Source organism: Arthrobacter sp. Y3221159, assembly GCF_059089885.1.
In genome coordinates, this window is record NZ_JBNHFC010000017.1 from 16,322 (window position 1) to 32,281 (window position 15,960).

Consider the following 15,960-nt stretch of genomic DNA (forward strand, 5'->3'; position numbering starts at 1 on the left):
AAAAATCGCGCGGTTCGGAAAAATCCAAGAACCATTCTACCGGTAATCCGCCGGCCGGTTTCCCGGAGCAGGGCGGGGGCAGTTCAGCAGGCCAGTTCCAGGACGTCCCGTGCCCGCTGGAGGGCCACCGTGGACGAGTAGATCAGGGCCGCGTCAGCCGACTCCGCCACCCGCAGGTCGAGTGCACGGGCAAAGGATTCCACCGCCGCGGACGTCTGGCCGGCGCTGTACTGGGTCTTGCCCAGGAACTGCAGCACGAGGGCTTCGCGCGGTGTTCCCTGCACCTCGCTGAGGAGCTGGCGGAAGAGTTCCACCGCACGGTCCGGGCGGTTGGAGACCCGGAGCACTTCAGCTTCGAACGCGCGCAGCCGGAAGGACTCCGGATCCCGGAACCGTGCTTCGGCCAGGAGTTCGGCAGCCTCGGCGGCGTGGCCTTCCACCAGCAGGACGAAGATATGGTCCGCGGGGTCGGTGGACGCGGCCAGTGCTTCGCGGCAGGCATCCTCGTTCACGATGGCAGGCAGCAGTGTTTCCGGATCGATCCTGATCCCCGGAAAGCCGGTCTCCGGCCAGTCGGATGTTCCCGTCATGTCGCCCGCCATCAGGAAGCAATCTCCTGGTAGGCGGCGAACAGGAGGGAGGTATCCGGCACGTCCAGGATCCCCGGCTTCGCCACGCCGTCGAGCACGACGAACCGCAGCAGGTCACCGCGCGATTTCTTGTCCCGGCGCATGCCGTCCAGCAGGCCCTGCCAACGGTCGCGGCGGTAGGTAACGGGCAGGCCCAGCCCTTCCAGGATGGTGCGGTGCCGGTCGGCGTCGGCGTCACTGAGGCGTCCCACGCTGCGGGCCAGTTCGGCGGCGAACATCATGCCCACGGACACGGCCGCGCCGTGCCGCCAGGAGTAGCGTTCCACCAGTTCGATGGCGTGGCCCAGGGTATGCCCGTAGTTGAGGATTTCACGCAGCCCGGACTCCTTCAGGTCCTCCGACACCACTTTTGCCTTGACGGTAATGGCCCGTTCGATCAGTTCCCGGATGGCCTCGGAGTGCGGGTCGGTAACAGCCGCGGTGTCCTTTTCCACCAGATCCAGGATTGCGGGGTCGGCGATGAAACCGCATTTGATGACCTCAGCCATGCCCGAAATGATTTCGTTCCTGGGCAGGGTGTCCAGCGTGTCCAGGTCGGCCAGGACCGCTGCCGGCGGGTGGAAGGCGCCCACCAGGTTCTTGCCTTCCGCGGTGTTGATGCCGGTCTTTCCACCCACGGCGGCGTCCACCATACCCAGCAGGCTGGTGGGCATGTGGATGACCTTCACACCGCGCAGCCAGGTGGCAGCCACAAAGCCGGCCAAGTCCGTCACCGCACCGCCCCCGACGGCGACAATGGCGTCGGAGCGCGTGAAATCGTTCTGCCCAAGGACCTGCCAGCAGAAAGCGGCAACCTGGATGTGCTTGCCCTCTTCCGCGTCCGGGATCTCGGCCGTCAGGGCGGTGAAACCGGCGGCGGCCAGTTCGTCACGCACCGTGTCGCCGGTGAGCCGCAGGGCACGCGGATGGATGACCAGCACGCGGCGGACCCGCTCACCCAGCCGCCCGGGAAGTTCACCGAGCAGGCCCCGCCCCACGACGACGTCGTAATTGTTGGCGGCGGACTCACCGGTGACTTTGATCACTGTTGATGAAGCGTTCACTGTTCAACTTCCTGTTTGGCAGCTGCGTAGTTCCGCAGTGCTGCTTCGAGCCGTTCGCCAAGCTCGGCAACAGTGCCGTGACGAACGTCCAGGGTGATATCTGCAAGCCGTTCGTAAACAGGCTTGCGGGTGGCGAACAGGGCCGTCCAGCGGCCCAGGGCGTCCCCGGCCAGCAGCGGACGCCCGGAGTTTCGGGCAATGCGGCTGGCGACAGTTTCGGCGTCGCACTCGAGGTACACCACGGTGCAGCGGCCGATCAGCTGCTGGGTTCCGGAATCCAGGACTGCACCGCCGCCGAGCGAAATCACCGTTGCGGTCCCTTCCGCCGCTTCTACGGCGGAGGCGACAGTCCGGGCTTCGATTTCCCTGAAGGCATGCTCGCCGCGGCCGGCGAAGATCTCGGCGATGGAGCCGTGCCCGGCAACGATGACGGCGTCGGTGTCGACGAACGGGACATGGAGCTGCTGCGCCAGTTGCTGCCCGATCGCGGATTTGCCCACGGCCATGGGACCGATCAGGACAATCGGCCGGTCGCCGACAGGACCTGTATTGCTACGCTGCGGCACTACTGGCCGATCGAGTCCAGGGACGCCGGAATGCTGTCCAGGTAACCCTTGATGTTGCGGGCGGTCTCAGCAACAGAGTCGCCGCCGAACTTCTCCGTGACGGCTTCAGCGAGGACCAGGGCCACCATGGCCTCGGCCACCACGCCGGCTGCGGGGACGGCACAGACGTCGGAGCGCTGGTGGTGCGCCTTCGCGGGCTCGCCGGTGCTGACGTCGATGGTCTTCAGGGCACGGGGTACGGTTGCAATCGGCTTCATGGCAGCGCGGACGCGCAGGACGTCGCCGATGCTCATGCCGCCCTCAATACCCCCGGCGCGGTTGCTCGCACGGACGATGCGGCCGGCATCGTCGCGGACGATCTCGTCGTGGGCGGCAGAACCGCGGCGCGCAGCGGTGCGGAATCCGTCACCGACCTCCACTCCCTTGATGGCCTGGATGCCCATCAGGGCGGCGGCGAGCCGGGAGTCGAGGCGGCGGTCCCAGTGCACGTAGCTGCCCAGTCCCGGGGGAAGGCCGTAGGCAAGCACCTCCACTACGCCGCCAAGGGTTTCGCCTTCCTTGTGGGCGGCGTCCACCTCGGCCACCATGGCGTCCGACGTTTCGCGGTCGAAGCAGCGCAGCGGATCGGCGTCAAGGGCAATGACGTCGGCGGGGACAGGCAGCGGCCGGCCTTCCGGAACGGTCACGCTGGCGATGGACACGGTGTGGCTGACCAGTTCGATCCCGAGGTGCTTGAGGAACCTTGCGGCCACGGTGCCCATGGCAACACGCGTGGCGGTTTCGCGGGCACTTGCGCGCTCCAGCACGGGACGCGCCTCGTCGAAGCCGTACTTCTGCATGCCGGTGAAGTCGGCGTGCCCCGGGCGGGGGCGGGTGAGGGGGGCGTTGCGGGCCTGGTCGGCGAGCAGTTCGGGGTCCACGGGGTCCGCGGACATGATCTGCTCCCACTTGGGCCATTCGGTGTTCCCCACCTGGATGGCAACGGGACCGCCCTGGGTGATGCCGTGGCGGACGCCGCCGAGGATGGTCACAACGTCCTGCTCGAACTTCATGCGCGCGCCGCGGCCGTAGCCCAGGCGGCGGCGTGCCAAGGAGTCTGCGATGTGCCCGCTGGTGATTTCCACACCGGCGGGGACGCCTTCAATAATTCCCATCAGAGCCGGACCATGGGATTCACCGGCAGTCAACCAACGCAACATATCTTCCATCCTGCCACGGGGGGCGGTTACAAAGCCCGTCGGGGAAGGCCGACTGAGGCGCACATCACATCTATGACGGCCGCATTGACGTCATCGCCGCGGCGGGTGAAAAGGCGTACCTGTTCCACCGCCTGGTACAGCAGCATCTCCAGGCCGGGCACCACAGCGCCGCCGCCCGCCTGCCACACGGAGGCCACCAGGCTGGGCCAGGGGTCGTAGGCAACATCCAGCAGCACGCCGGGGGTGGTTGTTTTCAGCTCCGCTATTTCGGCTGCCAGCCCGTCCGCGGCCCGCGGCGGCAGGGTGGAGATGACGACGTCGGCGGCGGCCGTGGGGTGCGCCGCGTCCGCCAGGCGGCGGATGTCCAGGTCCACGCCCAGGCTTGCGGCGGCGGAGCGGACCTCCCCGGTCCTGGAGGTGTCACGGACGAAGAGCTGGACGTGGTCCGTCCCGAGTTCCTTCAGCGCCGCGATGGCAGAGGCCGCTGTTCCCCCGCCGCCGAGGACGACGGCGGCGGGAGCTGTCCCCGTCCCGGCGTGCCGCAGGGCGTTGACGATCCCGGCAACATCGGTGTTGAATCCCACCATCTTCCGGCCGGCGTCGTGCTCCTCAAAGGACACCGTGTTGACCACGCCGAGCGTCCGGGCCACGCCGCGGACCTCGTCCACCTCGTTGAGCATGGCTGTCTTGAGCGGCATGGTGACCGACAGCCCGCGCCAGCCCGGCTGGTCGCGGATCTGCCGCATCAGCGATGGCAGCAGCTCTTCCGTGACGTCGATGGCCGTGTAGCTGATCCCGATCCCCAGCCGGGTGTAGGCCGCGTGGTGCAGCGCCGGTGATTTCGAGTGGTTGATCGGGTGGCCGAGGACGGCAGCCCGCAGGCTCATGCGCAGCGGCCCACGTTGGCCATGCACCACGCGTTGTACTGCTCAACGAAGACGTTGTGCTCCGCCAGCGTGCGGGAGAACTTGGTCTCCTTGGTGTCCAGGTTGATGGTCACCCAGTACAGGTAGTCATTGGTCTTAGGCTTCGCTGCGGCGTCGATGGCAGTCTTGCCCGGCGAACCGATAGGGCCTGGGGGCAGTCCCGGGTTGGCGTAGGTGTTGTAGGGGTTGGACTTGTCCTGGCGCTGTTCGTCGGTGAAGTTGTAGCTCTTGGTGCCCAGGCCGTAGGTAACGGCGGAGTCCACCTGGAGGTAGCCGTTGGTCTGGTCGTTGGGCTTCAGCCGGTTGTAGATGGCACCGGCCACGTCGCCGTACTCGGCCTGGCCGCCCTCGGCCTGGACGATGCTGGCCACAATCACGGCTTCGTACTGTTTCGCCGGATCGGTGATTCCCTGGGACTTCAGTTCATCGACGGTGATGTTGACGAGCGCCTGGAGGATGTCCTTCGCCGGGGTGCCAAGGGGGAAACGGTGCTCTCCCGGCGCCAGGTAGCCTTCCAGGTTCTTGGCATTGGCGGGGAGGCCGAACTGCGCGGGCTGGTTGCTGAGTGCCTGCAGATCCTGGATAGAGATCCCCGACCCCTCGGAGATCGCCTCCAGGGATTCGTTGACGCGCAGCCCCGCGCTCAGGGCGAAGTAAATGACCTTGGCCTTGTCCTGGCCGAGGAGGACGTCCACGGCGTCGCTGTTCTTCATTTCGGACCTGAAGGTGTAGTCACCGGGCGACAGGGTTCCCCCCGAGGACGCGAACGCCTGCAGGAAGGTGTCTGCGTTGGCCACCACTCCCTTGTTTTCAAGGTCCGCCGCGACGGAGCGGGTGCCTTCGCCGTTCTCCACGGTTACCTGGACTTCTCCCGTTCCCGGGCCAGGGAAGTCGCTGGGCTTGCCGCTGCCGAGGAGCGGTTTGAGGAACTGTGCACCGACAGCCACGGCCGTAACGAAAACGGCAAGGGTGAGGAAGAGTGCCAGCAGCCTGCGCCGGCGCCGGACCTTCTTGGAGGGCCTGGCCACTACCTGCGCCGCCGTGGAGCCGGCCAGGAGTCCATGGTGGCCGCCGTCGTCGTGGTGCGCGTCGTGGTGATGCCCGGCGTCGTGGTGGATTCCGTGGTGGGCGTCGTCGGGGTGGACCCCATGGTGGTAAGCCTCGTCGTGGTAGGCCTGCCCGTGGTCCAGGTCGTCCCGGTAGCCCTGCTCTTCCCGGTAGGTGTGCGCGGGAAGATGGACCTGGTTCAGGTGCTGGGTTGCAGGGGCATGCTGCTGGCCCACCAGCGCGGGCTCCTCATGGACGGCGTGCACCCCGTCCTCGTGCTGAACAGCGTCATTGTGCTCAGCTGGACCGGCATCCTGGATGGACGGGGGCATCATGGGAGGAGCCGGGACCGGCTCGTTAACCGGGGCAGGGTCCGCTGTTTGCACCGGAGCGGCCGGCGCAGGAACCGCGGGCGGCCCGGCGGGTGGTGGCGGAACGTCATGCCCGGTCTCATAAGCCTGCTCGGGAACAATGCCCTGGCCGCCGGTGTTGAGGCTCTTTTCCCGCGCCCGGATTTCCTTGCGCGTCAGGGGCCTCCCCGTCCCGCCGTCAAGCGGGCCGGAAGCATCGTCAATGTTGGCAGGGCTCACTGTTGCCTTCCATTATCTGAAAATCGGGCCGTGTCCCCCGGAGTGCCGGGGACGGACTCGTCCACCCCGCCGGCACTCTGGTCCACGGACAGGGATGGCGCTGTCACGCGTGAGCCGACATCCGCTCCCCTGGCTTTCTGCATGTCGATGGCGTGCTGGAGAATCCCTGCCGCCGCGACCTGATCCACTACTTTACGGTGATTCCTGCTGCTCATGCCAGCTTCGTGCAGGTTGCGGTGGGCCGTCACGCTGCTGAGCCGCTCATCCACGAGGTTGACCGGCACCTCCAGGCTGCGGGCTGCCAGCTCGGCAACCAGCAGTTCCGCGTAGTCGCCGGCCATCCGTGCGGACGAGTGTTCCTCGCCTTTCATGGTCCTGGGCAGCCCGACGATGACCTGGACGGCACCGAGCTCCTCAACCAGCCTGGCGATGAGCTTGACGTCGGAGTTCTTTTTCGGGTTCCGGTCCAGCGTCTTGTAGGGCGTGGCGAGGATCGAGTCGCGGTCGCAGATGGCCACCCCGACCCGGACGGTGCCGACGTCCACCCCCAGTTTCACGCCCTGGGGGTAGCCGCCGGCAGCTGCAGGATTGGTCATGGCAGGGTTAGCGCCGTTCGACGGCGTCGACGACGGCTGCCAGGGCGGCACCCACCTTGCCGGCGTCCGTTCCGCCGCCCTGGGCGACGTCGTCCTTGCCGCCGCCGCCACCGCCAAGGATCCCGGCAGCGAGGCGCACCAGGGCACCTGCTTTCACGCCGGCGTCGCGCGCTGCTTCATTGGTGGCCACCAGGATGACGGGGCGGTCGTTGGCCACGCCCGCCACGGCCACGGTGGCCGCTGCGGAGCCCAGGCGGTTCCGCAGGTCCAGGGCCAGGCCGCGCAGGTCGTCCGCGCCGCTGACCGTGCCGGCATCGTGGGCGATCACGCTGACACCGGCGGCGTCCCGGGCGCTGCCGACCAGCTGGGCTGCGGCTGCCGCCAGCTGCTCCTTGCGCAGGCGCTCCAGTTCCTTCTCGGTCGCCTTGAGCTTGGCGAGGGTGGCGGCGATCCGGTCAGCCAGCTGCCCGGAGGGCACCTTCAGCATTTCGGTGAGTTCCGTCACCAGCGCCCGCTCTGCGGCGAGGTGCCGGAACGCGTCCATGCCCACGAAAGCCTCCACGCGGCGGTTTCCCGAACCCACGGACTGTTCGCCGAGCAGGGAGAGGCTGCCAATCAGCGAGGTGTTGGCAACGTGGGTGCCGCCGCAGAGTTCGCGGGACCAGGCGCCGTCGATCTCCACCACGCGGACTTCACTGCCGTAGTTCTCGCCGAAGAGCGCCATGGCACCCATGGCCTTGGCTTCTGCCAGCGCCATCACCTTGGTTTCCACCGCATAGTTGTTGCGGATGGCGAGGTTGGAAACTTCCTCGACTTCGGACCGGGTGGCGGGGCTCAGGCCTTCGCCCCAGGCGAAGTCGAAGCGCAGGTAGCCGGCCTTGTTGAAGGATCCGCGCTGGGTGGCTTCGGGCCCCAGGATCTGGTGCAGGGCGGCGTGCACGATGTGCGTTGCCGTGTGCGCCTGCTCTGCTGCATGGCGGCGTTCACGGTCGACGGCGGCGCGCACCAGCGCGTCAGCCGGAATCTCGCCCTCGCGGACGATCGCCTTGTGCACGCTCAGTCCCTTGACGGGGCGCTGGACATCGAGGACCTCGACGACGAAACCGTCACCGGTGATCAGGCCGGTATCGGCGGCCTGGCCGCCGGCTTCGGCGTAGAAGGGCGTCTCGCTGAGCACGAGCTCGATCTCGTCGCCGGTGGCTGCGTGGGCCACCCGTTGCCCGCCATGGATGATGCCGCGGACCCGGGACTCGCCGTCGAGCTCGGTGTAGCCGGTGAACACCGTTTCGCCTTCGCCCAGCAGTTCCTGGAACGCGGAGATGTCCGCGTGCCCGCCCTTCTTGGCCTTGGCGTCCGCCTGGGCGCGCTTGCGCTGTTCCTGCATGAGGCTGCGGAATTCGGCCTCGTCAACCTTCAGCCCGGCTTCCTCGGCCATTTCCAGCGTCAGGTCGATCGGGAAGCCATAGGTGTCGTGCAGGGTGAAGGCGTCCTCGCCGGACAGCGGCTTGCCGGCGGCCTTGGAAGCCACCACGGCTTCCTCAAGCCGAGCGGTGCCGGAGGCGATGGTGCGCAGGAAGGCCTTCTCTTCGGCGTAAGCGATCCGGCTGATCCGGTCGAAGTCGGTCTCCACCACCGGGTAGACGCCCTTCATCGCGTCGCGGGACGCGGGCAGGAGGTCAGGCAGGCAGGCCTGCTCAACGCCGAGGAGCCGCATGGCACGCACGGCGCGGCGGATGAGACGGCGCAGGACATAGCCGCGTCCCTCGTTGGACGGGACCACGCCGTCGGCGATCAGCATGAGGGCTGACCGGATGTGGTCGGCCACCACGCGCATGCGGACGTCGTCCGTGTGGTGCGGATCGTCGTCGGACTCGGCGGAGGTGTATTCCTTGCCGGACAGCCCGGCAGCCTTGTCGATGACGGGACGGACCTGGTCGGTCTCGTACATGTTCTCGACGCCCTGCAGGATCATCGCCAGGCGTTCCATGCCCAGGCCGGTGTCAATGTTCTTCTTCGGCAGGTCGGCAACGATGTCGAAATCCACCTTCGAGCGGACGTTATCGATCTGGTACTGCATGAACACGAGGTTCCAGATCTCGACGTAGCGGTTGTCGTCCGCTTCGGGACCGCCCTCCACCCCGTAGGCGGGGCCGCGGTCGTAGTAGATCTCCGAGCAGGGGCCTGCGGGGCCCGGCTGGCCGGTGTGCCAGTAGTTGTCCGACTTGCCCATCTTCTGGATGCGCTCGGCGGGGACACCCGTGTTCTTCAGCCACAGGTCCTTCGCTTCGTCGTCCTCCTCGTAGACCGTGACCCAGAGACGCTCGGCCTCGAGGCCGTATCCGCCGTCGGCAACGCTGCTGGTGAGCAGTTCCCAGGCGTACTTGATGGCGTCTTCCTTGAAGTAGTCGCCGAAGGAGAAGTTGCCGCACATCTGGAAGAACGTGCCGTGCCGGGCGGTCTTGCCCACTTCCTCGATATCGCCGGTGCGGATGCACTTCTGCACGCTGGTGGCGCGGGAATAGGGGGCTTCTTCCCGGGCAGTGAGGTAGGGAATGAACGGCACCATGCCGGCAACCGTGAACAGCAGCGAGGGGTCGCTGGAGACCAGCGACGCGGAGGGAACCGCCGTGTGGCCCTTGCTGACAAAAAAGTCCACCCAGCGCTTTGTGATCTCCTGCGACTTCATGAGCTGTTTACTTACCCTTCTTGGTCCGCGCACCCGCGCGGATAGTTCGTTCAGTTGGCAGGAGTCCGGGGACGGATCCTGCCGGTGTTGTTCCGGCCGGCAAAGGCTGGGGGCCTGCCGGTCAGTGGCGGGCGGCTTCCGCCTCGACGCCCAGGGCGGCGCGAAGGTCCGTTTCCCGTTCGCGCATGCCGTCCCGGACGGCGTCGGCGAATTCGTACACGCCGTCAGCGAGCCGGCCCACCGCCCGGTTGAGGCCTTCCGGCCCCAGGCTGGACTGCGCCTCGCTTACTTTGCGGAAGGCGATGATTCCGATCGCCACGCCGATTCCCATCCAGACAAGTCGTTTCATTTTGGTTCTTTCGGGACTTAGCGGCTGCGGCGGCCGGCTGCGGGCTTCTTGCGGTTGGCCAGCGCGGTGCGCACGCCGTAGCTGAACGCCGCCACCTTGATGAGCGGTGACCCTACCGTGGCGGCAACCAGGGAGGACAGCGCGGAGAGGTTCGCGGACGCGTCGGAGACGTTGGAGGAAATCCCGTCAACCTTCTTGAGCTGCTGGTTGGTGGTGGAAACCGTGGCGGTGACCTCGTCCATCAGGGGCGTGGCGCCGTCGCTGATGGACCTGATGGCCGTCCGCACCTCGTCAAACACCTTCCCCAGCTTCAGGATGGGCACGGCGAGCAGCAGCACCAGGAGCGCAAATACCCCGGCAGCGATCAGGCCGGCGATATCGCCACCAGACATAGACGTTCATCTCCTCGAATTCTGTGGTTTGGTCCATCCTGCGCGCGCCCAGGAAGCGCGTTCTTGCAGATGTCCCCCAAGTACCTTACATACAAAGAAGCCCGCGGCGCTTGCCACGGGCTTCTTTGGATACGCTGCTGGGATTAGCGTGCGTAGAATTCGACGACGAGCTGCTCTTCGCAGGTCACCGGGATTTCGGAGCGCTTGGGGCGGCGGACCAGGCGGGCCTGCAGTGCCTCGAGCTTGACGTCCAGGTAAGCGGGGACGGCAGGCAGGACGTCGCGGTGGGCGCCGGCTGCTGCAACCTGGAGCGGAACCATGGTTTCGCTGCGGCTGTGGACGTGGACCAGCTGGCCCTCGCCGACGCGGAACGACGGACGGTCCACGCGGATGCCGTCAACCATGATGTGGCGGTGCACAACCAGCTGGCGGGCCTGGGCGATGGTGCGGGCGAAGCCGGCACGCAGGACCAGGGCGTCAAGGCGCATTTCGAGCAGTTCGATGAGGTTCTCACCGGTCAGGCCCTTGGTGCGGCGGGCTTCTTCGAAGGCACGGGTCATCTGTGCTTCGCGGATGCCGTACTGGGCGCGCAGGCGCTGCTTTTCGCGCAGACGTACGGCGTAGTCGGAGTCCTGCTTCTTGCGGGCACGGCCATGCTCACCGGGGCCGTACGGGCGGCGCTCCATGTACTTGGCGGCCTTGGGGGTCAGAGCGATGCCGAGGGACCGCGAGAGGCGGGCCTGACGGCGAGCACGAGTGTTGTTAGCCACTTGTGTCCTTCCAATATCTGCGGTGTGTCAGTGTTACTGGCCTCCACGATGGAGAGCATCGGCCAACCGCTGCCTTTTGCTACTGGGCACAGGGCATAACCAGCTCGAAGGAAATTCAAGGGGATTGTGCGTCCGTGCCTTGCCAGACAAACATCCATCCTACCATGGGGCTACTTCCCCCGGACAATCCTCCGCAGGCGCTCCAGCCGCACCGCGATGTCCCGCTCGGCGCCGTTGCCCGTAGGCCGGTAGTAGTCCTTCCCCACCAGGTCGTCCGGCGGGTACTGCTGGGTTGCTACCGCATGCGGGGCATCATGGGCGTATTTGTAGCCCAGGCCGTGGCCCAGCTGCTTGGAACCGGGGTAGTGCGAGTCGCGCAGGTGCGCCGGGATGCCGTTGCCCATGCCGGCACGGACGTCGGCGATGGCCTGGTTGATGCCCATGTAGGCGGCGTTGGACTTCGGCGCCGTGGCCAGGTGCACCACCGCCTCCGCCAGGATGATCCTGCCTTCGGGCATGCCGATGAGCTGGACCGCCTGCGCCGCGGCGACGGCTGTCTGCAGCGCGGTGGGATCGGCCATGCCCACGTCCTCGGCAGCGGAGATCACGATCCGGCGGGCCACGAAGCGCGGGTCCTCCCCCGCCTCGAGCATCCGGGCCAGGTAGTGCAGCGCGGCGTCGACGTCGGACCCCCTGATGGATTTGATGAAGGCGCTGGCGACGTCGTAGTGCTGGTCCCCGGCACGGTCGTAGCGGACGGCTGCCACGTCCAGGGCCCGCTCGGTGTGCTTGAGTTCCACCCTCACCGGGCCGGCATCGGCACCTGCGGCGTCATCGGCGTCCCCGAAAGCCACGCCTGCAGCCGCTTCCAGGGCGGTCAGTGCGCGCCGGGCGTCGCCGCCGGAAAGCCGGACCAGGTGGGCCAGCGACTCGTCATCGAGTTCGGCCTTGCCGTCGAGGCCGCGCGCATCCTGCACCGCCCGGACCAGGAGCCCTTCGATGTCCGCGTCAGTGAGCGGTTTGAGGGTCAGCAGCAGGGAGCGTGACAGCAGCGGGGACACTACCGAGAACGACGGGTTTTCCGTGGTGGCGGCCACCAGGACCACCCAGCGGTTTTCGACGCCGGGAAGCAGCGCGTCCTGCTGGGCCTTGTTGAAGCGGTGGATCTCGTCCAGGAACAGGACAGTGGTGGTCTTGTAGAGGTCGCGGGCGGTGAGGGCCTCGTCCATCACCCGGCGGACGTCCTTGACTCCGGCGGTGATGGCTGACAGCTCAACGAACTTCCGGCCCGGACCGCGGGCGATGACGTGCGCCAGGGTGGTTTTTCCCGTGCCCGGCGGCCCCCAAAGTATTAATGAACTGGGTCCGGCGGGGCCGGACGTGTCCGCTCCGGCTCCGGCAGCGAGCTGGCGGAGGGGTGAGCCCTGGCCCAGGAGGTGCTGCTGGCCAACCACCTCATCGAGGGTGCGCGGACGCATCCGGACCGCGAGCGGACCGCGCGGGGAGGCACTGCCCGCTCCCCCGGCACTCCGGCGGGCGGCTGGCGCACCGTCGTCGCCGTCGTCGTCATTGCCCGGCCCGTGCCCGAAGAGATCTTCCACATAGATAGGCTACTTGGACTCGTCCGGCTTTCCCGCCGCCAGCCAGCTTCCGAAGGATGCCGCCATGACCCAACCGAAATCCCCCGGCGTCCGGCCACAGTCTGTCCGGACGGCATTCGTGCCGGGCAGCCGCCTTGCCGGCTGGGCCGAGCGGTTTGCTGCCTCGCACGGCGGGTACGGCCTCTCGGATGACGACGACGGGCTGCGGCTGGTCGCCGGCGACGGCGCCTCCGCGCTGCTGCAGGCACCCTGGCCGGCGGACGGGCGGCCCGGCCGGGGCACCGACGCCCTCGAACGGCTGGCCAGCCTCGCGGCCCAGCCGCGGCGGCTTGGCCTGCTCCTGGTCAGGCGCGGCGGCTACGGCATCGGCGTCGCCGCGGAAGGGGAACTGCTGGCCGCCAAGGCGGGAACGCGGTACGTCCAGGGCAAGACGGCCGCCGGGGGCCAGTCCCAGCAGAGGTTTGCCCGGCGCCGGGCCAACCAGGCGGATGCGCTGGTGGAAGCGGTGGCGCATCAGGCGGCGGAGGTGTTCAGCCGGGAAGCCTTCGAGTACGTGGTCCCCGGCGGTGACCGGGCCCTGGCTGACCTGGTCCTCGGGCATCCGGCTTTGAAGGACTATGCGCGCCTGCCCCGGCTGCCCTACCTCGACGTCCCCGAACCGCGGCTGGCTGTACTGAAGAAAGCTGCCGCGGACGCCTGCTCTGTCCGGGTGCAGGTAGCCGACACCCCGTCCTCCTAGCGGATCCCTGCTCAGCAGCCCGTCGGTGCGCGCCGCGGCCGTTCCTGCCGGTACAGGTAGCGGCCGGCCTCCCGGAAACCGGCCCGGGCGTAAAGCTCCTGGGCGGACCGGTTTGCGGCGGTCACCAGCAGCCAGTAGCCATCCAGCCCCTGTGCGGAACCGGCGTTGAGCAGCGCGCGCAGGACGCTGGTGCCATAGCCGCGCCGGCGTGCGTCCGGCAGCGTGGCCATGCAGTAGATGCCGCCCCGCTGCGCTGTGTCCCGGCCCCGCTGCGCTGCGTCCCCGCCGGGAATGGCGAGGCGTCCGACGGCGGCCGGCCGGCCGGCGTCGTCCCTCACCAGCGCGTACAGGGAAGGGCAGCCCTTGAGGATGTCCCTGGCGGTCGCGAGGGCATCCGCGCCGCCCCGTCCGTCCACCGCCCACCACACCTTCAGCCAGTCGGCCGACGGCTCGTTGCGGATCTCCACCGAAGCATCCGCCGTGGCGGCATCGGGCAGGGGACCGCGGGTCATGACCAGCGTCTCGGACTGCCGGGTGAACCCTTCGGAGTCGAGGAGCTCGTTTAGCGTGGCCGTCCGGGCGCCGGCGGGCACCTGGAAGATCACCGGCAGCCGCCGTGAGCGGTACCAGGCGCGCGCGTCCCGCAACAGCACCGGCGGCGCTTCAGTACCGCCAGGATTCCGCGGCCAGATTGAGTTTGCCCGCTGGGTGACCCCGCCGGCGGCACGGAACACCCAGCCGCCGGCCTGGTGCCGTTCCGGGGCAGGCCAGGCGGCGTCCATTGCTGCCTCAACGTCCCAGGCAGCATCACCTACTGCCGGCGCTGGTTTTATGCCGGTCCCGCCAGTGGCCACCGGACCTCCTTCATCAACGGCAGGAGGCTCCCCGGCACGGCCGGGAAGCCTCCTGTCATGCAGCTTGTTCCTGCTTACTTCGCGATTGCTTCGGCCTTCTTGGCCTCAACCGGCTTAACCGCCTCGGGCTTGAAGTCCACGCCGGCTTCCTTGCGCTGCTGCGGCGTGATCGGGGCCGGTGCGTCGGTCAGCGGATCGTGGCCGCCGCCGGACTTCGGGAACGCGATGACGTCGCGGATCGAATCCACGCCCGCCAGGAGGGAGACAACGCGGTCCCAGCCGAAGGCAATGCCGCCGTGCGGAGGGGCGCCGTACTTGAAGCCCTCGAGCAGGAAGCCGAACTTGGTCTGCGCGTCCTCCTTGTCCAGGCCCATCAGTTCGAAGACGCGTTCCTGCACGTCACGCTGGTGGATACGGATGGAACCGCCGCCGATCTCGTTGCCGTTGCACACGATGTCGTACGCGTAGGACAGCGCGGACTCCGGGTCTTTGTCGAAGGTGTCAAGGAACTCGGGCTTGGGCGAGGTGAAGGCGTGGTGCACGGCGGTCCACTGTCCGGCGCCGACTGCCACGTCGCCGGAAGCAACCGCGGCGGCTGCCGGTTCGAACATGGGGGCGTCGACAACCCAGCAGAAGGCCCAGTCGGTGGGGTTGATCAGGCCGGTGCGGTGGCCGATCTCCACCCGTGCCGCGCCGAGGAGCGCGCGGGACGGGGTCTTCTCGCCGGCGGCGAAGAAGATGCAGTCGCCCGGCTTGGCGCCGACGGCGTCGGCTAGGCCGGCGCGCTCGGTGTCCGTCAGGTTCTTGGCCACCGGACCTGCCAGTTCGCCGTCCTCCTTGTACAGGACGTAGGCCAGGCCCTTGGCGCCGCGCTGCTTGGCCCATTCCTGCCAGGCGTCCAGGGCGCGGCGGGCCTGCGAGGCGCCGCCCGGCATGACGACGGCGCCGACGTACGGTGCCTTGAACACGCCGAAGTTGGTGTCCTTGAAGAACTCGGTGAGCTCGGTCAGTTCCTGGCCGAACCGCAGGTCCGGCTTGTCCGAGCCGTACCGGGCCATGGCGTCCGCGTAGGTGATCCGCTGGATGGGCGTGGGGATTTCGACGTCGATGAGGCGCCATACGGCCTGGACGATGTTTTCGCCGAGGGTGATGATGTCGTCCTGGTCAACGAAGCTCGCCTCGATGTCCAGCTGGGTGAACTCCGGCTGGCGGTCGGCGCGGAAGTCCTCGTCCCGGTAGCAGCGGGCAATCTGGTAGTACTTCTCGAAGCCGCCCACCTGCAGCAGCTGCTTGAACAGCTGCGGGGACTGCGGCAGCGCATACCAGGAACCGGGCGCCAGGCGGGCCGGAACCAGGAAGTCGCGGGCGCCTTCCGGCGTCGAACGCGTCAGGGTAGGGGTCTCAATCTCCACGAAGCCGTCCCGGTGGAGCAGTTCGCGGGCCACCCGGTTGGCTTCGGAGCGCAGCCGCAGGTTGCGGCTGGGGCCGGGGCGGCGGAGGTCCAGGTAGCGGTGCTTGAGGCGCGCTTCCTCGCCCACTTCCACGTGCTCGTCGATCTGGAACGGCAGGGGGTCCGAGGTGTTCAGGATGACCACCTTGTCCGCCATGACCTCAATGTCGCCGGTGGCCAGGGCCGGGTTTTCGTTGCCCTCGGGGCGCTTGGAAACAGTGCCGGTGACCTGCAGGACGTACTCATTGCGCAGCCCGTGGAAGACCTCTTCCTCGCGGACTACCACCTGGGCCACGCCGGAGGCGTCGCGCAGGTCCACGAATGCCACGCCACCGTGATCACGGCGGCGGCCCACCCAGCCGGCCAGGGTTACGGTTTGTCCAATGTGCTCGGAACGAAGGGATCCGAGGTCATGTGTGCGCAGCACAGCACGCCTTTCTAGAGAGATCAGGGGGAAAACTGTGGGAGATATAAAAGGACCGTTGCAGGAACAGTCCTGTCC

The 15,960-nt window shown here is 67.7% G+C and carries 15 protein-coding genes; 1 reads left to right on the forward strand and 14 read right to left on the reverse strand.

Going from position 1 to position 15,960, the window contains the following annotated elements; translation table 11 throughout:
* Positions 1 to 83: 83 nt before the first annotated feature.
* The 12 genes from AC5RT3_RS16315 to AC5RT3_RS16370 form a co-directional block, all read right to left on the reverse strand.
* A complete protein-coding gene (locus tag AC5RT3_RS16315; protein WP_494053167.1) occupies positions 84 to 602 on the reverse strand; it encodes a tetratricopeptide repeat protein in 519 nt (172 codons plus the stop codon).
* Positions 602 to 1,693: a 3-dehydroquinate synthase gene (aroB, locus tag AC5RT3_RS16320; protein WP_494053166.1), complete on the reverse strand. Its 1,092-nt coding sequence runs from the start codon at positions 1,691 to 1,693 to the stop codon at positions 602 to 604. The genes AC5RT3_RS16315 and aroB overlap by 1 nt, the downstream gene beginning before the upstream one ends.
* A complete protein-coding gene (locus AC5RT3_RS16325; RefSeq protein ID WP_494009259.1) occupies positions 1,690 to 2,259 on the reverse strand; it encodes a shikimate kinase in 570 nt (189 codons plus the stop codon). Before AC5RT3_RS16325 ends, aroB begins: the two co-directional genes overlap by 4 nt.
* Entirely contained in the window at positions 2,259 to 3,458 is a 1,200-nt protein-coding gene (gene aroC / locus AC5RT3_RS16330) for a chorismate synthase (RefSeq protein WP_494053165.1), read from the reverse strand. Before aroC ends, AC5RT3_RS16325 begins: the two co-directional genes overlap by 1 nt.
* A 26-nt stretch (positions 3,459 to 3,484) precedes the next feature.
* Positions 3,485 to 4,345, reverse strand: a complete 861-nt coding sequence (locus AC5RT3_RS16335; RefSeq protein ID WP_494053164.1) for a shikimate dehydrogenase — start codon at positions 4,343 to 4,345, stop codon at positions 3,485 to 3,487.
* Positions 4,342 to 6,021 (reverse strand): endolytic transglycosylase MltG, encoded by a 1,680-nt coding sequence (mltG, locus tag AC5RT3_RS16340; RefSeq protein WP_494053163.1) that lies wholly within the window; start codon positions 6,019 to 6,021, stop codon positions 4,342 to 4,344. The genes AC5RT3_RS16335 and mltG overlap by 4 nt, the downstream gene beginning before the upstream one ends.
* Complete coding sequence (gene ruvX, locus AC5RT3_RS16345) at positions 6,018 to 6,617, reverse strand: Holliday junction resolvase RuvX (protein ID WP_494124667.1); 600 nt, start codon at positions 6,615 to 6,617, stop codon at positions 6,018 to 6,020. Before ruvX ends, mltG begins: the two co-directional genes overlap by 4 nt.
* 7 nt (positions 6,618 to 6,624) lie before the next feature.
* Positions 6,625 to 9,303, reverse strand: coding sequence for an alanine--tRNA ligase (gene alaS / locus AC5RT3_RS16350; protein WP_494124668.1), 2,679 nt, complete (start codon positions 9,301 to 9,303; stop codon positions 6,625 to 6,627).
* Between the two features lie 121 nt (positions 9,304 to 9,424).
* Positions 9,425 to 9,652: a DUF6167 family protein gene (locus AC5RT3_RS16355; RefSeq protein ID WP_235046815.1), complete on the reverse strand. Its 228-nt coding sequence runs from the start codon at positions 9,650 to 9,652 to the stop codon at positions 9,425 to 9,427.
* A gap of 17 nt (positions 9,653 to 9,669) precedes the next feature.
* The gene (locus tag AC5RT3_RS16360; RefSeq protein WP_079596215.1) at positions 9,670 to 10,044 is read right to left on the reverse strand and encodes a DUF948 domain-containing protein; all 375 of its coding nucleotides are present in this window, start codon (positions 10,042 to 10,044) and stop codon (positions 9,670 to 9,672) included.
* A 143-nt stretch (positions 10,045 to 10,187) separates the two neighbouring features.
* Complete coding sequence (gene rpsD / locus AC5RT3_RS16365) at positions 10,188 to 10,814, reverse strand: 30S ribosomal protein S4 (protein WP_043454433.1); 627 nt, start codon at positions 10,812 to 10,814, stop codon at positions 10,188 to 10,190.
* Between the two features lie 170 nt (positions 10,815 to 10,984).
* Positions 10,985 to 12,415: a replication-associated recombination protein A gene (locus AC5RT3_RS16370; RefSeq protein ID WP_494053160.1), complete on the reverse strand. Its 1,431-nt coding sequence runs from the start codon at positions 12,413 to 12,415 to the stop codon at positions 10,985 to 10,987.
* Positions 12,416 to 12,479: 64 nt separating this feature from the next.
* Here AC5RT3_RS16370 and AC5RT3_RS16375 point away from each other — a divergent pair, with 64 nt between their 5' ends.
* Complete coding sequence (locus tag AC5RT3_RS16375; protein ID WP_494053159.1) at positions 12,480 to 13,154, forward strand: acVLRF1 family peptidyl-tRNA hydrolase; 675 nt, start codon at positions 12,480 to 12,482, stop codon at positions 13,152 to 13,154.
* Between the two features lie 11 nt (positions 13,155 to 13,165).
* On the opposite strand, the gene AC5RT3_RS16380 is transcribed toward AC5RT3_RS16375, so the two are convergent.
* Together AC5RT3_RS16380 and aspS are read right to left on the reverse strand one after the other, a co-directional pair.
* Positions 13,166 to 13,936, reverse strand: coding sequence for a GNAT family N-acetyltransferase (locus AC5RT3_RS16380; RefSeq protein WP_494124700.1), 771 nt, complete (start codon positions 13,934 to 13,936; stop codon positions 13,166 to 13,168).
* 146 nt (positions 13,937 to 14,082) lie between these two features.
* Positions 14,083 to 15,885, reverse strand: a complete 1,803-nt coding sequence (gene aspS / locus AC5RT3_RS16385) for an aspartate--tRNA ligase (RefSeq protein WP_494053158.1) — start codon at positions 15,883 to 15,885, stop codon at positions 14,083 to 14,085.
* Between the last annotated feature and the right edge of the window lie 75 nt (positions 15,886 to 15,960).